Consider the following 16,350-nt stretch of genomic DNA (forward strand, 5'->3'; position numbering starts at 1 on the left):
ATCTATTCTGGTATACGGGATATTCACGGGTTTTATAAGGTTACATGTCTCTTGTCTTTCTGAATCACCTCTCAAAAATATAAACAAATTTCAATAATCAAAATAAATTCTAATAAAAAAAACTAAGATATAAGTAAAGGAGCCACCAGCATAAAAAGGGTGTCAAATGGATAGAAAATATCCCAGGAAAATTTGCGTAGTTAAATAACTACATTTATATTCGTAGTAATAAAGCCTGAAAACATGACTACCCACAAGAAAAAGTTGTCGCCTGAACAACGTAAAGAACTGCTCACTGCATTAAAAGCCCGTTTTGAGAAAAACATGGGCCGCCATAAAGGTATTACATGGGATAAAGTGCAAGCGAAACTGGAAGATCATGCTGATAAATTATGGTCGCTTAATGAAATGGAAAGTACTGGCGGAGAACCGGATGTTGTGGGGTTTGATAAAAAGACAGGCGAATACATTTTCTATGATTGTTCAGCAGAAAGCCCTAAAGGCCGCAGAAGTATTTGTTACGACTATGAAGCGCTGGCTGCCAGGAAAGAACATAAACCAAAAAATAACGTCATTGATATGGCAGCTGCCATGGGTATTAAGCTTTTAACAGAAGAAGAATACCGTGCGTTGCAACAGCTGGGTAGTTTCGATACAAAAACGTCCAGCTGGATAGTCACCCCTTCAGATATCAGGGAACTGGGTGGGGCCCTCTTTATGGATCGCCGCTATAACACTGTTTTTCTGTATCATAACGGCGCTGATTCTTATTATGGCGCCAGGGCGTTCAGGGGTTCGTTAAGGGTTTGAATAATCCTATCAAACACTGGCAGCCTTAATTCATCCTGCTCAAATTGCTTTATTTTTAATTTTCCCTGGTAATATACAGCCAGGTAAACATTCCTTTTTTTAAACTTAAAATCTGCATGGCTGCCGCTTAGCTGTTTGATGATGCTTCTGTCATCATAACTGATATTAATATTACTATCATCCATCCTGATAGCAACAATGCGGTAACGTTCTTCTCCTCTTATCTTTAAATATCGCAGCACAAAAAAGATGATAGCTGTCCCCAACGCGGCAGTAAGGAATGTAGTCAGTGCACAGGTAAGAAAGATAACGCTGGTCATAATTGCATTAAACTGAAGCGCACGATTCCGTCTTATTTCATAGGTGTTTTTTCCGGCGAGGCTGAATTCAAATAATGGCATAGCGCAACAATATACAAATAAAAAGGCCTCCTGTTAATCAGGAGGCCTTTCATTATAAAACACTATCGTTTACTTCAAAGAATTGATCCAGCCGGCGATCTTCAGGGCATCTGCCTTTGGTACCTGTGGCATAGGAGGCATCTCCGTAGCATAACCAGGCCAGTTCTCCGGGTTTGGATTGTAGATCAGCTTCACCATCATTTCATTGCTGTAATGCTTCTTGGCAATATCCTTGAACGCAGGTCCTACCTGTTTCTTATCAGCGTTATGACACGCAGCGCAGGTGTATTTCAGGAGCAATGGTTTCACTTCTTCATAAGTGGCTACTTTCGGTGCAGCAGGTCTAACTGCGGCTGTTGTTGTTGCAGCAGCTTTAGTTCCAGGCTTCACTGCAGCAACCGGTTTAGCTTTCACAGCAGCAGCAGCTTCCTTCGCAGAATTGCGGGTGCTTACTCCACTCATAGCCAGCTTGTTACCCTCAGGAATATTATTCAGTGTATAATATCCAGTCGGGTGTACAAGTGAATAGAAGTTATCTTTAGAACGCACACCTTCCAGTGTGATGTTGTGAATGTAGTACTGACGAAGATTATCTACGATCACACGTACTTTCAATCCATCTTCAGACACCTTCACCCCTTTCACTTCACATTTCTCCATGTTCACGGTAGGGCTGCCATATATAGGATGGTATTTGTAGATAAAACTTTCTACAGAATACGCAGCCAGGTCTTCTGCTGATTTCTTATCTACCGGTAAAGTGAATTCTATTTCAAAACCATCGGGCATCGCCTTCACAGTTTGCATTTCAAAAGGTATGCGGTTGTTCCATACCAGGCGTTGTAAACCTTCGTTGGCATCACCGGCAGAACCCCATCCACGATTAGTTTCTCCCACAAAGAGAGAACCATCCTGGCCCCATGCCATACGTAATACACCTGACTGGAAACCCTGGCGGAAATCAAATGCCACACCCTGGTATTCACCGTTCACTTTTTCCATCACCACCCGCATGATCTTACTTTGACCCTGGTCACCAACGAGTGTCTGACCGGCAAAAGGACCGAATGCACCTTCAGGGATCTTTACCATTTCTGAGTTAGAGATACCCAGTACACCGTGTGGTAACCATACAGCAGGAAGACGTAATTCAGGAATAGTTTTCTTTACCTCGAACATGGTTTTGAATTTTTCATCAATCACGTTCTCTGGTTTGATCGCCCTGCCCTGTGCATTTCTTACTTTGCGCTCATCCAGTACTGCATTGAATGCTGCGGCGGTGAGCTTGAGCGGGGAATTAGGTTCGCCCGTCCAGCGGAGACCGGCGGGGTGACCCACGAAATCTCCTTTCTTTACGCGCCATACACCACCGGAGCCCATATAGTCACCCTGATTTTCTGTGTAGAACAATTCACCATCCACCATACTGATACCGCAAGGGGAACGCATACCGGTAGCCCATGGCTCCATTTTGCTTCCGTCTGCGGAAATGTGCATGATCCATCCTCTCCAGGGAACACGGCTCTCACCGCGCCACCATTCTTCATCCCCGAACGCCACGTTGGCGGATACGAAGAAAGAACCATCGGGCGCTAATTTAGGCCCGAAAGAATATTCATGATAGTGACCGGAAATAGGCCATGCGTATACGGTTTCATATACGTCTGCTTTACCGTCCATATTGGTGTCTACCAGTTTGGTGAGTTCACCTCTTTGTGCGCAATAGAGGGCGCCGTCTTTCCAGGCAAGGCCCAGTATTTCGTGCAAACCGGAGGCAAACTTGCGGAAGAAAGGTCTTCTGCTGGTAGGATTTTCTACAATGTACACATCACCGCGGCGGGTGGATACACCCAGATCGCCATTCGGCAATACGGTGAGGCCGCCTACTTCCAGCAGGGTGCCTTCCGGCGAGCTCATCTTCTGTATCCTGAAGTAATCTTCTTCCTTCGGCGTTTCCTGTGCAAATGCTGAAACAGCAGCGCAGAAAGGAAGTAAGTATAATGCAGCTTTCTTTATAATATTTTTCATTGCGTCAGTTCTGTAAATGTTTAGAAAAGGATGGAATAGCTCAACTTGCCTTTCACCGGTATGATCAACTCTTTGCGGTTGCCGGCATCACGCACTACAGGTTTGGCGCCGCTGGCATCCAGTAACTGCAGGTAATACGACTTCCCATCTATTACATACTGATCTTTTTCTCCTACTTCTATCTGCGCACCTTCTGCGAGTTTCGCATAAAGGTCGCCGGCAGGTGCTGTTACCGTGATCTCGCGGGAGATGCCATGGCCGTCTTCTGATACACGGATGGCGTCTGTTACGTTGGAACCGAAGATCTGGTATTTGAAGGTGGGCCTGTCCTTTTCATCCAGTACATATCCTTTAGGACGGTAGCTGGTGCCGGTGGAATCTGCATTCCATGCAGCCTGTTCGTTAGCTAATCTGCCCAGTGTAAAGAAAGGCAAACCAAAACGTTGCACAGCGCCTTGCGGACGGGCAGTACCGTTTCCTCTTTCATGCCACATTGGGGTGGTTTCCAGGAAATCGCCTCTCCACAATTGCACTAAGTTTCCTTTATCCAGGTCATATGTGTAATGCAGTTTTTCAGGGCTGCCTACAGATACGGCATGTACAACTCTTGTACGGTTGCCCACATCCATGAAGCTGCGCAGGATGGTGTTTGTTTCTGCACCTACGAGGATTGGATCTGTATCATCCGGTGTGATGGCATCTCCGGTATAGAATTCGCGGATGCCAGGGCCTGCGATGCTGAGCCCTAAAGCAGGGTTTCCATAGTCTCCTGCCCTGCCGTAAATGATCTCTACTGGCAGATCACCGGCGGATAAATTTGCTTTCCCGCCCCGTTGGCCAAATGGCACTACTACCTGGTTATTGATCTTCACCTCTGCGCCGCCACCTTGTCCGTTGAGGGCGAAGTTGTATTCTCCCGCCTCTTTTACTTTCAGGGTGCCTTTATACAGGATCTGGTATTCTTTGCTTAAGGGGCCTGCATTAGCGGTGAGCTTAGCTACGGTACCCTGTGCTTCTGCTTTTTGGGCAGAGAGGTTTACATTGGGTTCATAGCGGCCTTTATATACGCTGTATTGCAGATTAGTAAGTTCAGGAAGCGCCTTATCAAATTGTTTGATCGTAATATTCTTAAAGGCTACCGCACCATGATCTCCCTGGATACGCAGGGGGCCGGTGGCTTTTTCATCGCCGCCGCCAATGGAACCACGGGTAGGGCCCATTAATTCTACATTCTCATGGATCATCACACCGTTCAGTTCCATGCGGATGATGCGGGCATTCTCTATTTTCTTGCCGGTAACATCAAAACGGGGTGCCTGGAAGGAAACTTTCAGGTGTTGCCATAAACCGGGTGCTTTGCTGGTGTTCTGGCGGGGAGCATAACCCTGGTAGCCTTTCTGGCCTTCTGGTTTGCTATCGTCCCAGCGTTCGTAGATACCACCGTTATCGCCGGATTTGGGGGAGCGTACGCCCCAGCTGTCCAGCAGCTGCAGTTCGTACCGGCCCTGTAAGTAAATACCGGAATTGGAGCCTGCTGCCATCATATAATCCAGTTCCAGGTCAAGATCTCCATGTTCCAGGTTGGAAAAGAGATCTTCCCCGTGCGCCTTTTTACCGGGCATATTCACCAGGATACCAGCGCCTTTGGCGGTGTTGAGCACATTGGGCTGATTCAGGCTGGCGGATACATCGCCTGCAATTTGCCAGCTACTTCCGGGATTCTTAAAAGAAGAAAAATCCTGCAGCGGGATCTGGCCTGACTGGCCGATGGCCGGCTGGCCAATGATCAGCCCGGCACCGCATACAAAAAAACCGATCCAGGACCGGCTTAGAAAACTGTTTTTCGATCTTAGTACCATAGTCGCAAAATATAAATAGTTTCCTTCCGGTTCAAATTATTCTTGAGGAATGGTAGGCTGAAAGGCCTTTCTGCTAAACGATTTGCTAAATAAAAATTTCCTTTCTTTGCACGCATGAACCGTTACTTTATTATTCATAAACCTTTCAACATGCTCTCCCAGTTCATTGGCGGCGTGGAGGGAGGAAGGCTGATCGGCGAGCTGGATTATGATTTTCCGGAAGGCATACATGCGGTAGGCAGGCTGGATAATCATTCAGAAGGTTTGCTGATCCTTACTACCAATAAAAAAGTAACCCGCCTGCTTTTCCAGGGTGAGCAACCCCATGGCAGAACGTATCTCGTAAAAGTGAAGAACGTTGTAACACCGGAAAGGCTGGAACAATTACGTACCGGCGTTTCTATCCAGATAGCCGGTGGTGCAACATACAAAACCACTCCCTGCAAAGTGGAGATCGTACAGAAACCCGCCAACTTAACAGACCGTACCATTGAATTAAGAGAAGACATCCCGCATACCTGGCTCCTCATTACTTTAACGGAAGGAAAATTTCACCAGGTACGTAAAATGGTAGCGGCTGTGCATCACCGCTGCCAGCGGCTGATCCGCGTATCTATTGAAGGTTTGGAACTGGGTGATCTTCCGCCGGGTGGTGTGCTGGAGATTGCGGAAGCGGAGTTTTTTGAGAAGCTGAAAATTTCGAACTGGAACTGATGGTGATCAATGCGGTGATCAGTAAACCGAAGAGGGCCATCAAAGCAAACGTCCACCTCAACCCTACTGCTTCAGACATGAAACCGATCATAGGCGGCACCAGTAAAAAACCAATATAACCGATCGTAGATACCGCTGCAATAGCAGGACCATTTGCCATGGTAGTGGATTTTCCTGCCATACTGAACACCAGCGGTACTACACAGGAAACACCTACACCCGTCATCATAAAACCGATCCCTGCCGGTATAGGGTGCGGCACCAGCGCCGCCAGCGATAAGCCGCAGAAGATAAGCAGCCCGCTGTATTTGATCATGGTAACGATACCTAATTTATGCAGGAGCTTGTCCCCGGTGAAACGTGCGGCAGCCATCGCCCCCATATACACTACAAACCCTGCCGTTACTATTTTTTCAGATGCCTGCACGGCTTCTTTAAAATAGATCGCGCACCAGTCTATCATCGTGCCCTCGCAGGACATGACCGCGAAACAGATCAGGCCGTACTTCATCAGTCCTTTATCCGGCCATGCAAACTTACCTCTGCCACTCGTGGCCGGCGGTTGCTTCAGACTACCGGGATAGGCAAAGAAACCCAGGATCACCATCAGCACCCCTACGATCATAAAATGCCACTGCGGCGCTATTTTAAAATACACCATGATGCCGCCCAACCCGGCACCGCAAAAACCCGCTACACTCCAGATACCATGAAAGGTAGTGATGATGGACCGTTGATATAATGCCTGCACACCAACAGACTGTGCATTCATAGAAATGTTGAGCATATTACGGGATGCGCCGAAACACAATAACCCTATCACCAGCTGCCACACAGAAGTTACAAAACCCAGCAGGCTTAACATACCGTTGAAGGCCAATGCGCCAATGAACATGATCCTGCTGCTGCTGAAACGTTGCAGGAGTATACCTGTTACAGGCATCGTGCAGAACAGCCCCACCGGCAATGCGAATAACACAATACCTAATTCCGCATTGTTCAATTGCAGCCTGTGCTGCAGATCCGGAATGCGGGAAGCCCAGGAAGAGAAACCAAAACCTGAAAGGAAGAAAAATAATGCGATCGCTATACGTGCCTGCCGCGGTGAATTCATTTATTCCTCGTTTTTAATACTGCCTGCCAGCAAGGTAGTACCTAATCCTAACACAGCGATTAATGTAAATGACCATCTGAGGCCAAATGCTTCTGCCACAAACCCTATCAGTGGCGGTCCCAGCAGAAAGCCCAGGAAACCAATAGAAGATACCATGGCCAATGCCACACCGGGTTGAATAGTGCGCGAACGGCCCGCCAGGCTATATGTCATGGGTACTACAGATGCCACGCCTAACCCTACTAACAGGAACCCGATAGTAGTAGGTACAATGGTGGGTAATATCACGGCGGTTAACAGACCGGTTAGGATGGTAATACCACTGGCCTGCAACATGCGTTTCACGCCAAATTTTGTGATGAAATAATCTGCTGCAAAACGGCCACCTGCCATGGTGCTCATGAAGGCGGTGAACCCAAGGCCCACCAGGTTTACAGGTGCATGAACGATCTGCTGAAAATATACACCGCTCCATTCAAACATAGTGCCCTCGCAGATCATGCAGGCAAAGGTGATCATGCCTAATATGATGATACTCTTGTTCGGTTTTACGAAAATGGAGGTTTGTTTATTTTTCCGGGAAGCATCCCTTGGTAACAGATACGGACCTGATAACAAAGCCAGCAGCATGGTGAGACCAAAGATCATACAGTAATGCACAAAGGGTGTTTGCTTGTGCGCTGCCATAAAACCGCCTATCAGTCCGCCGGTGAAACCTGCCAGACTCCACAGGCCGTGAAAGCTGGCCATGATGCTTTTGCGGTACAGGGCTTCCACACTGATCGCCTGTGTATTGGCGGCTATGTTGATGAGGTTGGCACAAAGGCCAAAGAACACAAGGGCAGTTACCAGTAAAGCTATAGTAGGCGCAGCCCCTAAGAGGATCAATGTTCCGGGATATATCACCACACCGATCAGCAGCATCAAACGGCTGCCAAATTTAGATACCAGGTAACCGGAAAGCGCCATGCCGGCCATTTGTCCGGCTGGTAAGGCAAACAACAGACTGCCCAGTTCCGCATCGCTCAGGTTAAATTTCAGCTTGATATCGGGGATACGGCTGGCCCAGCTGGCAAAGATCAATCCCTGCACAAAAAAGAAGATGCTCAGGGCTATCCGGTAGATCCTTGGGACTGGTAATGATAATGTATTCGCTATTTGCATTGGCCACAAAATTATTACAAGGTGTAATGCTCAACTACCTCTATAATGATCAATATTTGCACTCCATTGATCATTAAATGCCTTAATTTTGCCCCTATGAGCAAAATTCAACTGGAAGAGATAAAGCCGGATTCCGGTAAGTCCTTCAAACTGAATACTTCCTGCTTCAAAAAGAGCTTCTTCTGGCACTTTCACCCGGAATATGAAATTGTGTATGTGGAAGGGGGTTCCGGCACCCGCCATGTGGGGCAGCATTTGTCAGGCTACGTGGATAACGACCTCATTTTCATAGGGCCCGATGTGCCCCATTTGAATTTCGATTACGGACTGGGATACGAGATCAACCAGATCGTGGTGCAGCTGAAAGAGGACTTTTTAGGAGATGCTTTCCTGAATGCCCCGGAATTATCTGCCATCAAAGCACTGTTTCAGAAAGCGAAATATGGTTTGTCCTTTACCGGGCAAACAAAGGCTGTTGTGGCGGAGAAATTGAAAGCCATGCAAACGAAGGAACATTTCGGTCAGTTGATGAGTTTGTTAGAGATCTTCCAGATCATGGCTACGAGTAAGGAAGTGGTACAGTTGAATGATTCCGTGAATCAGCAACATAAGGAGAAAGAGCGCATGTCTGCTATCTATGATTATGTGGATACACATTATCAGGGAAAACCGGATGTGAACCATATTGCTAAAGAAGTACACATGACTACCGCTGCGTTCTGCCGGTATTTCAAAAAACAAACGGGTTTAACGTTCACTGATTTTGTGAACCGTTGCAGGATCAACCAGGCAAAGAACCTGTTGCTGCAGGATAGTTCTGTGGGGGAAGCCTGCTTTACCACAGGGTTTGAGCAGCTCTCCTATTTCAATAAAGTATTTAAGAAACTGGAGGGAGAAAATCCGCGTGAGTTTAAAAAACGTTACATCAAATAACTGTTCATATGTGGTGGGTCTATGCATTGTTATCAGCATTTTTTGCATCATTGGTGGCTATCCTGGCGAAGGTGGGCATGAAGGGGGTTGATTCTGATCTGGCTACTGCCATACGTACGGTGGTGATCCTTTTCGTTGCCTGGGGGATTGCTTATTTCAGAGGGGCTACGCAACATATTCAGTTGCTTACAAAGAACAACCTGATCTTTTTAGGATTATCGGGTGTGGCTACGGGGCTTTCCTGGATCTTTTACTTTCGTGCGCTGCAATTGGGAAAAGTGGCGCAGGTGGCGTCTATTGATAAACTAAGTGTTGCACTTGCTATTCTCTTTTCTGTTATTTTCCTGGGAGAAGCGCTTACTGTTAAAACGGCTATTGGTGCATTGTGCATTATTGGCGGAACAATTATCCTTGTAGTATGAACATTGATTTTTTCACAACTGATTGGGAGGCGATTGCTCCTACTGAGCATAAAGGAGAAACGGGGGTGGCTTACTGGCGCACCTTACAGCTGGGGGATCTGCGTATCCGTGTGGTAGAATATTCCAAAGGTTATAAAGCGGATCATTGGTGCCAGAAAGGCCATATCATCTATTGCCTGGAGGGGGAAATGACTACGGAACTGGCGGATGGGAGTTTTCATTTTATGAAGAAAGGGATGAGTTACCAGGTAACAGATGATCTTAGTTCACATCGGTCTTTTACGGATGTGGGTGCGAAGTTGTTTATTGTTGATGGGGCGTTTTTGCAAAAGAAATAAGGAGAGCATTCAGTGCTACGAGAGGGTTTCTTCTTTTGAGATGAAAGAGTTATTCTAACAAAGAATAAACATTCAGTGCTACGAGAGTTTTTTTTCTTTTGAAATAAAAAGAGATCAATCATTCTGATTGATCTCTTGTATTTTTTCTTTTAGGGGTGAATGAAAAACTCATGCCGCCCTGCCACCAATGAAACCACATCCTTCACCGGTGCTCCATTCAACATAATGCTTTTCCCTGCATCAAAACGAACAGTGGCTGTAGCATTAGCCGGAACGGTAACGTTGTAAACAATGTTATTACCGCTTCTTTTCCAGGAGGATATCAGGCCATTATGCGATGCTTCAAACTGATCTAAGCCCTGTACAAAATGCGGCTCTAAAAGAACGTTCTTAAAGCCTGGTGCCTTCTCATCCGGTTTAATACCGGCAAGACCTTTGTATAGCCATGCACCGATCTCTCCGAACATGATGTGGTTACGGGAATTATCATTTTTGCTTTCTATGCGCCAGTTCTCCGGTAAAGTGGTAGCACCGTTCACGATCCACCAGCCCCAGGAAGGGAATGTTTCCTGGCTGGCTATCTTGTAGGCTGCATCTGCGTAACCATTATCGCTCAATGCACTTAAAATAGCTTTAGTACCCAGCAAGCCTACATCCAGATGAAAATTATCTGCTTCTACTTTTTTGGCGAGGTTAGCGGCTACTTTGGCTTTCATATCCTCCGGCACTAATCCCCAATATAACGGAACACTCATGGCGGTTTGTACACCATCACCGTAGATAGCGGTTTGCCTGTTTAAATACTTCGCGTTGAAAGCGGTTTTGATCTTCTCTGCTAACGCTTTATAATGCAGATGATCTGCGTTTTTATTCAGCAGTTTGGCTGCTTTATAGAGGATCGTTACATCGGCAAAATAATATGCAGAAGAAGTAAGCTCTACCGAGGTTTTAGATTTTACCGGTACCCAGTCGCCGAGCCCCCAGGTGGTGAGGCCGGATGGATAATCTGTATCAATGCGATCTACGTAACGTTTGATGTTATCGTAGCAGGCACCTAACAAAGTAGTATCACCGTAGAAGAGATAGATGTTCCAGGGGATGATCGCGATGGTGCTCGTCCAGTCCGGGCCGTTACCCCATTCGTAGCCCCAGCCGCCGGTTGGGATAATGGAAGGCAGTACACCATTAGGTTGCTGTTCATCCCGGTGATCTGCCAGCCATTTTTCATAGACGGTGATACCGTCGAAATTATAGAGGCCTGTTTCGCTGGCAATGTGTGCATCTCCCGTCCAGCCGTTCTTTTCCCGCTGCGGGCAATCTGTGGGATAGCCGAAGAGGTTGGAGAGGTAAGCGTTGTTGGTAGCTGCCCATAATTTATTGATCATGGGGTTGGAAGAAGCGACTTTACCGATCACTGGTACATTGCTGTGCATGAAATAACCTACTAAACTCTTTTCGGTTAAGGAAATGGGCTTATTGCTGGTTACTTCCACATACTGGAAACCTTTATAATTGAAGCGGGCAGAAAATGTTTCTTCGCCTTTTCCACTTAAGATGAAAATGTCTGTCTGGAAAGGATCTTTATCATCAGTCGGGCGATAGTGCATATCAATGTTGGACATGTCTCCCATGCCATTTGCCTGTAACAGTTCTGTGTGTTTTAAACGCAGTACTGTGCCTGCTTCGCCTTGTACTTTGATCTTACTTACACCGGCAATGTTCCTGCCCAGGTCAAAGACATAAGTAGTGTCATTGATCTTGTTCAGTTTAGCCGTGGGGATCTCTTCCACATTTTCAATGGGGCGCATTACCTGTGCCACGATGTTTTCAGAAGGTGCAGAACGGAGGGTTACATTCTTCCATTTGGCATCATCAAATTCAGGCTTATTCCAGCCATCTTGTTCCAGCCTTGCGTCATAATGCTCAGCTGTGTAGATACTATTGAAAATAACGGGGCCTAATGCCGTTTTCCAGTCTTTTTTTGAACTGATCGTTTCTATTGATCCGTCTTCATATGTAATGCGAAGGTCCATGCAGAAGGTGGGCCTTCCTCTCCAGGGCGCTTTATCAAAGAACCATACTGCCGTGGATTGGTGGTTATACCATCCGTTTCCCAGCATCACGCCAATGGCGTTTTTACCGGCTTGCAGCTGCTTCGTTACATCATGCGTTACATACAATGTTCTGCGGTCAAAACGCGTGTACATAGGATCCAGCCGCTGGGTGCCCATCCGTTCTCCGTTGATGTACAGTTCATACAATCCGGCTACGGCAATGTAAGCCCTCGCGGCCTTAATCTTCTTTTTCGCCTCAAACACCTTGCGGAACTGTGCAGCCGGTTTCACCTTCACATCCGTCCCGTCGCTGATCCAGGCGCCCTGCCAGTTCTGCATGTTCATCATGCCGGTTTCAAATGTGGCGATCTCTGAGGCCACCAATTTATTTCCCAGATGATCATACACCTGCACTTTCCAGTAGTATTTAGTGAAAGGCTGTAAAGCCTTCCCCTGGTATACGGCAAAACAGGAAGAGGAATTCACCTTCGGAGATGTCCAGACCTTCCCGTCTGCCGATGGGTCTGTAGATACAAATACCTGGTAGGCTTTCTGTGCTGCCCCCTTCCTGTCGTCCATCAACCACCATTTAAAACGGGGCTGCTTTGTGTCAATGCCAATAGGATTGCTCATGTATTCACATTGCAGGGAAAATGCAGAAGGGCTTTCATTCGCCTGTGCAGAGGACAGCAGAAAAAAAGCTATCAGGATATTGATCATTCTCATGGTACTTCCAGTCTTTGTTTATCTTTTAATAATTGTGCCTTAAGCGCTTCATACTTCACATCCTGCACCGCCGTTTTACCATTAATAGCCTGTACTGCAGCAGTAGCCGCGCTTTGCCCCAGGATCATAAATACCGGTTCCATACGGATAGAACCATAGGCAATGTGTGAGCTGGACATGCAAACAGGCACCAGCAGGTTTTCACATTCCTTCTTTTTCGGGATAATAGAACCGTAGGCAATGCGGTAAGGTTTTTTGGCAGATACGCCGATGTCTCCTTCGTTCTGTACAAAACCATCCGGTTTTACGTACCGTTGTGCATTGTGCGCATCCAGTGTATAGGAGCCCATGCCAATAGATTGCGGTACGTCTTTTTTGCTCAGGGTTTCATGCTCCGTCATTACTTCCACGCCTATCATACGACGGGCTTCGCGGATATATAACTGGTGCGGCCATCCGCCGTTATCTTTAAATTCATCTTTCGGCAATCCCCATTTATTTACGGCCGTGCGCACATCTTCCGGCATGCGCGGATCATTGGCCATAAAGTATAACAGTCCTTTCTGGTATTGTTCGTGTTCTTTGATGATCTCTTTCCTGCGCTCATAAGAGGCATCCGGGTAATCGTAGTTCATGCCAATGTTATCCGTGCTGAAAGGCCCGTGGTTATTGGTATCCGTTTTACGGTTAGGGATAGGATCATATTTGTCGAATGTTTCCCGCCAGCCGGATTTGAACACCCGCAGCAGTAATTCATACTGCATGGGGTCGTATCCAACAGGTTTGGGGAAAGGGATGCGGTTTTCCGGCACATCGGTGAGGCACATACGAAAACAATAAGCCTGGATCTTATCATCGCCTTCTCCCCTTTTGCCCGGGTCTTTATCAGAGATGCGGGGCAGCAATCCGCTGTTCTTATCGCCTTCTATCTTATACGGACTGATGTTTGTCATAAAATGGTGCCTGTGGTGCAGGATGCCTGTTTGCGCGCCATTCCATTCTTCGCCATATACGCTGTTGGCTTCCCGGCCTACATGGTATTTTACACCGGCGGCGGCCATCAGGTCTCCTTCATAAGTGGCGTCTATGAACATTTTACCGGTGAAGGTCTTCTTTTGCAAAGTGGTGATGGAAACAATGCGGCCGCCTTTCTTCACAACACCCTTGCTCCTGTCCAGCCACTCATCGCGGTATACTTTGATATTGTGTTCTTTGATGAAGTCTTCCATGATCTGTTCTGCCACATGCGGTTCAAAGATCCACATGGTGCGTTCTGTTCCATCCATGGCAGGTGTGCCCTGGCCTTTGTTGCCATAGGCGTCTTTGGGCTGCCATACCCATGCATTGGATTGCTGGTAATGCATGTACACGCGGTGATAGAAATCGCGGGCCAGTCCGCCGATAACGGATTTATTGCCGGTATCCGTGAAGCCCAGTCCCCCGGCGGACAATCCGCCCAGGTGTACATCCGGTGAAACAATGATCACGGACTTTCCCATCTGCTGCACCTGTACCGCCGCCGTAACAGCCGCTGCTGTTCCGCCGTAAACGATCACATCTGCCTGTAATTTTTCCTGTGCCATCAGCTGGCCGGAATAGAGTAAAGTAAGTAAGAAGATCTTTCGCATAACTGTCTGTTTTTTCATAACCGATTTGATAACCCAGATCCAATGTACAGGCCTTCATGGCTAAATATACCGAATTTAGCTACTTTGAACCATCCTGCCCTGTCATGCTGTGCAAACATGGCGCTTTCGGGAGTAATGGCTGCAGGTAGCGTCAGCATCGTTTTCCGCTCAACAGGCTGTTGTACAAAATAATCTTCTTTAAGGACACTTTCAGGAGGTACTTATACGTAGTGGGCTTGCTAAAATAATTCGATCTGGCATCCTATTTGGATATTGTATAGTAACTCAAACATTTTTTTATGAAAAAGATCGCGGTTGTTATTTGTTTTATGCTCGGCGGCTTTGCGTTTAACGCAAACGCCCAGGTGAGCATAAACGTGAACATTGGTAGCCAGCCAGCCTGGGGTCCTGTGGGGTATGATTATGCAGAGTATTACTATTTACCGGATGTGGATGCCTACTACTATATTCCGGATCGTCAGTTCATCTACTTAAACGGTAACAGATGGGTGCGCGCCCGCGCATTGCCGGCGGCTTATCACTATGACCTGTACAGTGGGTACAAAGTGGTGGTGAATGAACCAAGGCCTTATTTAAGACCTGTTGTTTACAGGGAAAAATATGGCAAATACAAAGGATGGTATGGTAAACAAACTATCATAAGAGATAGCCCTGACAAAAAATATCATGGCAAAGGGAACAAAGGTGGCAAACATGGTAAAGGCCATAAAAAGCATTAAACGGTTTTAAACTTTCTTATAAATGGATGGTCTAAGGGGCCCCTGGCAGTGAATGGAAGAATCTGTTCACTGCCCGCTTGTTTTTACCCCCCGTTTGCCTTATTTTCATTAAATGCTTACCTTAAACTTTGACCCTTATCCCATTTTAACCACCCAGCGCCTCGTGCTGCGGAAGTTAAGGGAAAGTGATGCAGATGAAGTCCTTTACCTCCGCTCTCACAAGGATATTATGCAATACATTCCCCGCCCCCTGCAAAAGGACAGGGACGACGCCATCAAATTCATCCGGGACCACCTGGAACTGACACGCAAAAACGAAGCGATCAACTGGGCTATTACTATTCCCGGAGAAGATAAAGTGATCGGGATGATAGGGCTTTTCAATGTTGAGCCAGAAAATTTCCGCTGTGAGGTAGGTTACCTGCTGCATGATAACTGGCATGGGAAAGGCATTATGACGGAGGCTTTACCCGCCGTACTGGACCATAGCTTCCGTGTATTGAAATTTCATTCCATAGCCGCAGTGATAGACCCCGGTAATATTGCTTCCGCCAAACTCCTGGAAAAGAATAATTTTACAAAAGAAGCGCATTTTAAAGAGAACATGTTTTATGAAGGCAGGTTTATGGATGCTATCATCTATTCCCTGCTGACACCATTCCGGTAAACTATATATGGCAAGAACTTTCGCGATCGGAGATATTCATGGTGCATTGAAAGCACTGGACCAGCTCATCCTTAAAATTAAACCGAAGCCGGACGATAAACTGATCTTCCTCGGAGATTATGTAGACGGATGGTCTGAATCCGCCCAGGTGATCTCCCGTTTAATGGAACTGGATGATCAATACAACTGCATCTTCCTCAAAGGCAATCATGATCAGTGGTGTGAATCCTGGCTGGCAGGTGAACCGGCAGACCCGGTATGGTTATTTCATGGCGGAAGGAGTACCGTGGCCAGCTATGAAAAGCTCAGCGCAGAAGAGAAACACCAGCATCTTGTATTTTACAATCGGTTGCGGCCATTCTATATAGATGAAAGGAACCGTTTATTCATTCACGCAGGTTTTGCCTCCATGCATGGCCCCGAACATGAACGGCATGAAAACAGTTTCCTGTGGGACCGTACCTTATGGGAAACAGCCCGCAGCATGAACAAACGTTTATCACGGGATTCGTTGTTATATCCCAAGCGGCTACAGCTGTTCTTCGAGATCTATATCGGTCATACACCTACCATCAATTATAATATGGACAAACCCATGAAAGCGGCCAATCTATGGAACGTAGATACCGGCGCTGCTTTTTATGGAAAATTATCTGCGCTTGACATCGATTCCAAAAAAGTGACACAAAGTGATCCGCCGCAAAAACTATATCCAAATGAGAAAGGAAGGAATCCTTAAGTGTTATAACAAC

General features: G+C 46.8%; 15 protein-coding genes. 8 read left to right on the top strand and 7 right to left on the bottom strand.

The window, feature by feature from the left end; all coding sequences use genetic code 11:
* Positions 1–243 precede the first annotated feature (243 nt).
* Positions 244–810 (top strand): DUF4256 domain-containing protein, encoded by a 567-nt coding sequence (locus GFS24_RS06490; RefSeq protein WP_153658765.1) that lies wholly within the window; start codon positions 244–246, stop codon positions 808–810.
* Here GFS24_RS06490 and GFS24_RS06495 read toward each other — a convergent pair.
* The 3 genes from GFS24_RS06495 to GFS24_RS29155 form a co-directional block, all read right to left on the bottom strand.
* The gene (locus GFS24_RS06495; protein ID WP_153658766.1) at positions 771–1,211 is read right to left on the bottom strand and encodes a hypothetical protein; all 441 of its coding nucleotides are present in this window, start codon (positions 1,209–1,211) and stop codon (positions 771–773) included. The genes GFS24_RS06490 and GFS24_RS06495 overlap by 40 nt on opposite strands.
* 69 nt (positions 1,212–1,280) lie before the next feature.
* Positions 1,281–3,239: a c-type cytochrome gene (locus GFS24_RS06500; protein ID WP_153658767.1), complete on the bottom strand. Its 1,959-nt coding sequence runs from the start codon at positions 3,237–3,239 to the stop codon at positions 1,281–1,283.
* A 20-nt stretch (positions 3,240–3,259) separates the two neighbouring features.
* Positions 3,260–5,098, bottom strand: a complete 1,839-nt coding sequence (locus GFS24_RS29155) for a family 16 glycoside hydrolase (RefSeq protein ID WP_153658768.1) — start codon at positions 5,096–5,098, stop codon at positions 3,260–3,262.
* 114 nt (positions 5,099–5,212) lie between these two features.
* Between GFS24_RS29155 and GFS24_RS06510 the strand changes: the two genes are divergently transcribed.
* Positions 5,213–5,812 (top strand): pseudouridine synthase, encoded by a 600-nt coding sequence (locus tag GFS24_RS06510; protein WP_153658769.1) that lies wholly within the window; start codon positions 5,213–5,215, stop codon positions 5,810–5,812.
* Here the strand turns inward: GFS24_RS06510 and GFS24_RS06515 are convergent.
* A complete protein-coding gene (locus GFS24_RS06515) occupies positions 5,712–6,926 on the bottom strand; it encodes an MFS transporter (protein ID WP_153658770.1) in 1,215 nt (404 codons plus the stop codon). The genes GFS24_RS06510 and GFS24_RS06515 overlap by 101 nt on opposite strands.
* Positions 6,927–8,090, bottom strand: coding sequence for an MFS transporter (locus GFS24_RS06520; RefSeq protein WP_153658771.1), 1,164 nt, complete (start codon positions 8,088–8,090; stop codon positions 6,927–6,929).
* A gap of 96 nt (positions 8,091–8,186) precedes the next feature.
* Between GFS24_RS06520 and GFS24_RS06525 the strand changes: the two genes are divergently transcribed.
* From GFS24_RS06525 to GFS24_RS06535, 3 genes are read left to right on the top strand one after another with little or no spacing between them, the layout of a single operon-like run.
* Positions 8,187–9,023 (top strand): AraC family transcriptional regulator, encoded by an 837-nt coding sequence (locus GFS24_RS06525; RefSeq protein ID WP_153658772.1) that lies wholly within the window; start codon positions 8,187–8,189, stop codon positions 9,021–9,023.
* Positions 9,024–9,031: 8 nt separating this feature from the next.
* A complete protein-coding gene (locus GFS24_RS06530) occupies positions 9,032–9,445 on the top strand; it encodes an EamA family transporter (RefSeq protein WP_153658773.1) in 414 nt (137 codons plus the stop codon).
* Positions 9,442–9,783: a DHCW motif cupin fold protein gene (locus GFS24_RS06535; RefSeq protein ID WP_153658774.1), complete on the top strand. Its 342-nt coding sequence runs from the start codon at positions 9,442–9,444 to the stop codon at positions 9,781–9,783. Before GFS24_RS06530 ends, GFS24_RS06535 begins: the two co-directional genes overlap by 4 nt.
* A gap of 149 nt (positions 9,784–9,932) precedes the next feature.
* On the opposite strand, the gene GFS24_RS06540 is transcribed toward GFS24_RS06535, so the two are convergent.
* Together GFS24_RS06540 and GFS24_RS06545 are read right to left on the bottom strand one after the other, a co-directional pair.
* Positions 9,933–12,563, bottom strand: a complete 2,631-nt coding sequence (locus GFS24_RS06540) for an alpha-L-rhamnosidase (RefSeq protein ID WP_153658775.1) — start codon at positions 12,561–12,563, stop codon at positions 9,933–9,935.
* A complete protein-coding gene (locus tag GFS24_RS06545) occupies positions 12,560–14,191 on the bottom strand; it encodes an FAD-dependent oxidoreductase (RefSeq protein ID WP_153658776.1) in 1,632 nt (543 codons plus the stop codon). The genes GFS24_RS06540 and GFS24_RS06545 overlap by 4 nt, the downstream gene beginning before the upstream one ends.
* A 299-nt stretch (positions 14,192–14,490) precedes the next feature.
* Between GFS24_RS06545 and GFS24_RS06550 the strand changes: the two genes are divergently transcribed.
* The 3 genes from GFS24_RS06550 (at position 14,491) to GFS24_RS06560 (ending at position 16,337) form a co-directional block, all read left to right on the top strand.
* Positions 14,491–14,931, top strand: a complete 441-nt coding sequence (locus tag GFS24_RS06550) for a hypothetical protein (RefSeq protein ID WP_153658777.1) — start codon at positions 14,491–14,493, stop codon at positions 14,929–14,931.
* A gap of 112 nt (positions 14,932–15,043) precedes the next feature.
* Positions 15,044–15,598 carry a GNAT family N-acetyltransferase gene (locus tag GFS24_RS06555; protein WP_153658778.1) on the top strand — a complete coding sequence of 185 codons (555 nt, stop codon included), beginning with the start codon at positions 15,044–15,046 and terminating at the stop codon, positions 15,596–15,598.
* A gap of 7 nt (positions 15,599–15,605) precedes the next feature.
* Positions 15,606–16,337: a metallophosphoesterase family protein gene (locus GFS24_RS06560; protein ID WP_153658779.1), complete on the top strand. Its 732-nt coding sequence runs from the start codon at positions 15,606–15,608 to the stop codon at positions 16,335–16,337.
* The last annotated feature ends 13 nt before the right edge of the window (positions 16,338–16,350 follow it).

This window comes from Chitinophaga sp. SYP-B3965, assembly GCF_009647655.1.
Taxonomy (GTDB): Bacteria; Bacteroidota; Bacteroidia; order Chitinophagales; family Chitinophagaceae; genus Chitinophaga.